Source organism: Coprococcus sp. TM115-187, from assembly GCF_027679115.1.
In the GTDB taxonomy this organism is placed as follows: domain Bacteria; phylum Bacillota; class Clostridia; order Lachnospirales; family Lachnospiraceae; genus Allocoprococcus; species Allocoprococcus comes.
Genome location: NZ_JAQEKS010000043.1, coordinates 1 through 5,840, shown reverse-complemented (window position 1 = coordinate 5,840; position 5,840 = coordinate 1). Strand labels below are relative to the sequence as shown.

Sequence of the window (5,840 nt, the reverse complement as noted above, 5' to 3'; positions counted from 1 at the left end):
TTTCCTGAATTGTCAATGTTGTTTTTATATTTTGCGCAATTCAGAATATTCTGACATCAATTCAACATGCTTTTGCGAATGGCGCGGCTGAACATCCCCTTCCATTTGCCTTTCCATTTCCTTTTTCATTTCACATTTACAAAAAGCAGCCGTACCAACACTCTGATACAACTGCTTGTATTTTAAAACATTGATTTCATTTTAATTATCAGATATATGGTTGCAAAAACTGCAAACAGATACACACACCCAATAATTGCAGAACTCTTTTTCCCTCTTCCCCATTTTTCCGTTGCAAGATACATTGCATCCAACACATCAAACAGAAAGAAAAACTGGAATACCGTATGTACAACTGCTTCGGCAAACCCTATTTTCCCACTTTTATAGGTCATACGGATCACCTGGATCCCATAAAAGCTTCCCGGTAAAATAGCAAGCCATGTTGCACCAACCGAAAAAACGACTGCTGCAATCAGCCACGGCAGCAATACCGGAGCAAAGATTATCGCGGCTCCCCTGCTTCCTACCAGCACTGCCATACTTATGAAAAAATAATAAATGAACAGAACCAGAAAATTTACACAGAAAAAGACAACCAGCCCATATTTATGGATCAGCATGCGGTTCACGCATTCAATCGGATTTCCCGTTTTGTATATCTTAAATGACTGTCCAATATTTATGATTCCCACAACTGCCACAAGTCCCCAATAAAAAAACAGTGGAAGAAACACAATCATCAACGTTAATCCGATATGCCCCTCCTGTATTTTATCCAGCAGTCCCGTAACAAGAATAAGATATACATATGCAAGTGGTACACATAAAGTTAATAGTATTACATAAAGAAATGTACTTTTCCGTGATTTTCTATTTTCCATATCCTGGCTCTCCATATTTCAGGAAAAGGGAACCGTAATTTTCTATACAGCTCCCTCTTTCCTTGTTTTCTATTTATCTGCGTCCCATAAATGCTTCAATCTCATCGATCTGTCTCGGAATTGCTCTTGACAGATTTTCACATCCATCTTCTGTGATCAGGCAATTATCTTCCAGACGGAATCCAATGCCCCATTCTTCATGGTAAACACCGATATCTACACAGAATACAACACCCGGTACAGCAAGTCCGCTTCCTTCTACTACGTCATGTACATCAAATCCAACATGATGTGCTCCACCGTGCCACATGTAAGTCCCAATATCTTCAAAATTTTTGCATACTCCTGCTTCTTTTAACTGTTCAAATGTATATTTACGGATGATCTTATCCACATCCAGAAGCGGTACACCCGGTTTCAGTGTACTGAACATATATTCTGAAGTATTGTAAATGCACTCATAAAGCAATTTCTGACGGTCATTAAATCTTCCATTGCACGGAAATGCCCTGGATACATCGTTGATCTCATAATCCCATACAACACCAACGTCATTCAGGATCATATCTCCATCCTGGGCCTGTCCGCGATAATCATAGTAATGAATTTTAAAGTTGTTCTTTCCTGATGAAATGATAGACGGAAATCCTGGTGAAAGCACTCCCCTCTGAGCCAGTGCATAATCAAATTCTGCTTTATACTGGTATTCGTACATTCCCGGTTTAGATGCTTTCATCATTGCTTCGATTCCGGCCTTTGTGATCGTTTCCGCTTTCTTCATTGCCTCAATCTCACATGGTTTCTTGATCAGGCGAAGCTGTTTCATGATCGGATGAAGGTTGCCAAGTCCAACAAACGGAGCATGTTCTTTCAGATACTTGCCAAGGCGGTATGCTTCTACTGCCGGCGTATTTTCATAAACCTTGTCAAAATCAAGATAAACTTTCTTAACATTGCCAGAAAATAATTGTCTGGAAAGATCATTCCGGAATGCTGCCACATATTTGTAATTCGTGATTCCTGAAAGTTCTTCTGCTTCCTCTTCTTTTATACGTCTTCCGGTCCAGCGTTCTGTAAATGCATCCGGAGGAAGAATATACAGAGTTTCTTCAATTGTTCCCTCTCCGACATAAGCCATCAGTACAATATTTTCCTGCTCGATTCCTGTCAGATACAAGAAGTTACGATTTGTAAAAAACGGATAATTCTCATCATTGGTCTTGATCGGTGCATGTCCGCTGAATACAACCACCAAAGATCCCGCTTCAAGTTTCTGATACAGGCTCTTACGATTTCCTGCGTAAAATTCCTTATTCATTTGTCAATCCTCCTGCGCTTAGTGTAAATATTTTTCTTTCAGATATTCAATATAATAATCGGTATTCAGCTCTTCTCCTGTTGCTTTTTTGAGCATCTCACGCGCAGAATAGGTCTGTCCGTACTGGTGAATATGTTCCTTTAACCAGTTTCCGATTGCAGATGAATCTCCCTTTTCCAGCTTTTCAAATGCATCCGGACAATCAGTAAGAAGCTTATGAGCAAACTGTGCAGCGTAAGCATCTCCAAGTGCATATCCCTGGAAATATCCTACACATCCGGAAGCCCAGTGCACATCCTGCAGGATTCCTTCCTGATGATTCTTTGGCGTAAATCCCAGATATTCCTGATATTTTCTGTTCCATGCTTCTTCAATTGTATCCACTGTCAGTTTTCCATCGAAATATTCTTTTTCAATTTCGTAACGGATGATGATATGCAGGGTATTGGTAAGCTCATCTGCTTTCAGACGGATCAGTCCCGGTTTTACTTTATTGAGTGCCGCAAGGAATGTATCCAGAGAAATCTCTTTGTATTTTGGAACTTCCTGCTGCAGATATGGGTACAGGTTCTCCCAGAATTCTCTGGTTCTTCCTACATGATTCTCGTAGAATCTGGACTGGGATTCGTGCATTGCACCTTCAATTCCGCCCCAGAGTCCGCTTTCTGCGACCTCATCGTTCGCATTATAATTATAAAGTCCGTGTCCGGTCTCATGAACCACTGCCAGAATCGCATGAATCAGCTCATCACAGTTTGTGGATGGCCTGGAATCACGCGGTCCGGTGCAGACACATACCGGATGATGGATCTCAAATAAAGTACTCTTATCTTTATCAAGTCCCAGGATCTCCTGCGCTTTCTTCACAATACGAAGTACTGTATCATGATCTGCTTCACATTCCAGAATGGAATCATCAATCTTACTCTGTTCTTCTCTTACCGCATTTAAAATTTCGCAGACAGCATCTTTGATTTTTGCCAGAATTGCATCAATCTCTTCCAGACGATAATCCTTATCAAACCGGTTCACCAGAACCTGATATGGTTTTTCATCCGGATTGATCGCTGTTGCTATCTTCTCCTGTAAATCAAACTGTTTTTTCAGTACCGGCTTAAAGCTTTCAAAATCATCTGCCTCATAGCATTTTCCCCATGCCAGCTGTCCATCTGCATTTGCCTGATTCAATTCTCCCTGCAGGCTTGCCGGAATCTGTACTGCTTCTTTATATTTTCCGATCAGATAACGTACCATACCTTTGTCTGTATCTGAATCAAAAGCTGTCTCTCCTTCCAGTGACTCTACCAGTTCTTTTATCTCTTTGCTTGTCAGTTTCTCATTAGAAAGCTCTGTCAGATATGCTCCGACTTTCCCTTCATAATCAAATCCGTCCTTCGGGCAGTTATTCCATCTGTCATAGTAAATGATATTATCCATACACTCCAGATAACGGAGTTTCACAACAATATCCTTCACCTTTTCCATCTGTTCTTTTGTAGACATTACCGTACCAACCTTTCTCCTTAGACTAGTGTTTAAACTTTGGTTCGATTATACCATTTGTTTCCCCGTAGTGTCAATCTTTTGGCAAAAGCCGGTTCCTCTGTTATGCCTTTATTTCTTCACTGTAGATTCGTTCGATATGCATTGCCAGATACCCGATTTCCATCTCATCAAGTTCTTTTCCAATACTCTTTCCGAGCATATCGCAGACTTTTTTTGCAGTCATATACGCTTCCGGAAATTTGGATTCTATATATTCATTCATATTGATACGAAGATCCTCCCCCGTCATAGCACGTGCTACCATATATTTGATATGGTTCATCAGACGATTATAGGAAAGCGAGATCACATCGATCTTTTTTCCTGTTTCTTTTTCGATCATCTCAATACATTCTCTCACTGCACGGGCCGTCTGCATTGCCACAGACACTTTTTCATCCTCGATTGCTGAATGAATGTGAAGTGCCACGTATCCGATTTCATGCTCATCGATCGTGATCTGCATTCTCTTCTGCAAAATATCTCTGAGCACGGATGCTGCTTGAAATTCATTATGAAAAAGTACTCTGATATCATCTGTCAGTGGATTGCTGATCTGCTCCTGATTCCGGATTCGCGAAACAGCAAAGGAGATATGATCTGCCAGCGGGATCATGATCCGGCGGTCTACTTTTCCAAAAACTTTTTCTGCTTCCCGGATCACCTCATCTGCAATTTCCAAAAATTCCGGATCCATCTCCTGCACCAGAGATTTGGCAGATCCTCTGTCTGTCTGTTCGGTCAGGCGGTAAGTTGCTGTATCTTCTGTCACTTCAAAACGCTGACTGACCTTCTTTCCAAAGCCAATTCCTTTACCGAGAAGGACGTATTCCTGGTTATCCTCTGTATTGATTGCGATCACGCCATTATTATTCAAAATTTTGCTTACTCTGTACATATCTGATTCCCCCGAAGACGAGTTTTAAGTTCTGATTTTATCCTAGCAGAGAATGAGGGGAAAGTCAAAAAAAGGTTGAGAAAAAGGGAACGCAAATTTGGCTGTTTTCTGACGGGTGTGAAATAGCTTCCGCAAAAAACAAATAAAAGCAGAACGGGGCTGTTGCACGATGAATCGTGCTTAGCCCCGTAAGTTTGTTTGATGTTTTTGATGTGATTATCACAAAATCTGTGAATAGATTTTATTTGGTTTCCCGGATCTTCTTTCTGAGCGGAAGTACCATTGCAGGGGATACGGATAATTCGTCTAATCCCATGCTTAAGAATTCTTCTGTCAGTTCGAGGTCAGCTCCGAGTTCGCCGCAGATTCCGATCCATTTGCCTTCTGCGTGGGCATTTTCGGCTGCCATGCGGATCATTGCAAGGACTGCCGGGTGGTGCGGATCGTAGAAGGCATCCAGCTTCTGGTTCTGACGGTCAATCGCCAGCGTGTACTGGGTCAGATCATTGGTCCCTACGCTGAAGAAATCCACTTCTTTTGCAAGCTCACGGCTCATCATAACGGCAGCCGGTGTCTCGATCATGATTCCCAGTTCCACATCCTCACGGAACGGGATCTTTGCCTCACGAAGCTCTTCTTTGACCTCTTCGATGATCACCTTGATCTGCTTCACTTCTTTTACCGAAATGATCATCGGGAACATAATGGCGATCTGTCCGTAAGCAGATGCCCGGTACAAGGCACGAAGCTGGGTCTTGAAGATCTCCGGTCTTGTCAGGCAGATACGGATTGCCCGGTATCCCAGTGCCGGGTTCTCTTCTTTGTCAAGTCCAAAGTAATCCACCTGCTTGTCTGCTCCGATATCCAGGGTACGGATAATGACCTTTTTGCCTGCCATATTTTCTGCAACCTGTTTGTATACCTGGAACTGCTGTTCTTCGGTCGGGAAATCTTCGCTTTCCAGATACAGGAACTCACTTCGGAAAAGTCCGATCCCTCCTGCATCATTTTTAAGTACGGCGCCCACATCGGAAAGATTACCGATATTCGCATAGACATTGATCTTCTGTCCGGAAAGGGTGACATTCTCTTTGCCCTTCAGTTCTTCCAGAAGTGTTTTCTGTCTGCGGTCTTCTTCGCGCTTTTCGGTCATAGCCTTCATGGTCTCTTCATCCGGATCAATGTAGATGGTCCC

At 42.4% G+C, this 5,840-nt stretch carries 5 protein-coding genes; all 5 read right to left on the bottom strand.

All coding sequences use genetic code 11. The features are described from left to right. Positions 1-182: 182 nt before the first annotated feature. Positions 183-884, bottom strand: a complete 702-nt coding sequence (locus tag PGW42_RS15585) for a hypothetical protein (protein ID WP_270203809.1) — start codon at positions 882-884, stop codon at positions 183-185. Between the two features lie 73 nt (positions 885-957). After that, complete coding sequence (locus PGW42_RS15580) at positions 958-2,202, bottom strand: aminopeptidase P N-terminal domain-containing protein (protein WP_270203810.1); 1,245 nt, start codon at positions 2,200-2,202, stop codon at positions 958-960. 18 nt (positions 2,203-2,220) lie between these two features. After that, entirely contained in the window at positions 2,221-3,705 is a 1,485-nt protein-coding gene (locus PGW42_RS15575) for a carboxypeptidase M32 (RefSeq protein ID WP_270203811.1), read from the bottom strand. A gap of 103 nt (positions 3,706-3,808) precedes the next feature. Continuing rightward, a complete protein-coding gene (locus PGW42_RS15570) occupies positions 3,809-4,645 on the bottom strand; it encodes a PRD domain-containing protein (RefSeq protein WP_008368484.1) in 837 nt (278 codons plus the stop codon). Between the two features lie 241 nt (positions 4,646-4,886). Beyond that, positions 4,887-5,840 (bottom strand): phosphoenolpyruvate--protein phosphotransferase (ptsP, locus tag PGW42_RS15565; RefSeq protein ID WP_270235176.1); only part of this gene is annotated, 954 nt, incomplete at its 5' end.

Excerpts from the sequence above, each read along its gene's own strand:
- PGW42_RS15585 (WP_270203809.1), bottom strand. The coding sequence starts at position 884 with ATGGAAAATAGAAAATCACGGAAAAGTACATTTCTTTATGTAATACTA.
- PGW42_RS15580 (WP_270203810.1), bottom strand. The coding sequence starts at position 2,202 with ATGAATAAGGAATTTTACGCAGGAAATCGTAAGAGCCTGTATCAGAAA.
- PGW42_RS15575 (WP_270203811.1), bottom strand. The coding sequence starts at position 3,705 with ATGTCTACAAAAGAACAGATGGAAAAGGTGAAGGATATTGTTGTGAAA.
- PGW42_RS15570 (WP_008368484.1), bottom strand. The coding sequence starts at position 4,645 with ATGTACAGAGTAAGCAAAATTTTGAATAATAATGGCGTGATCGCAATC.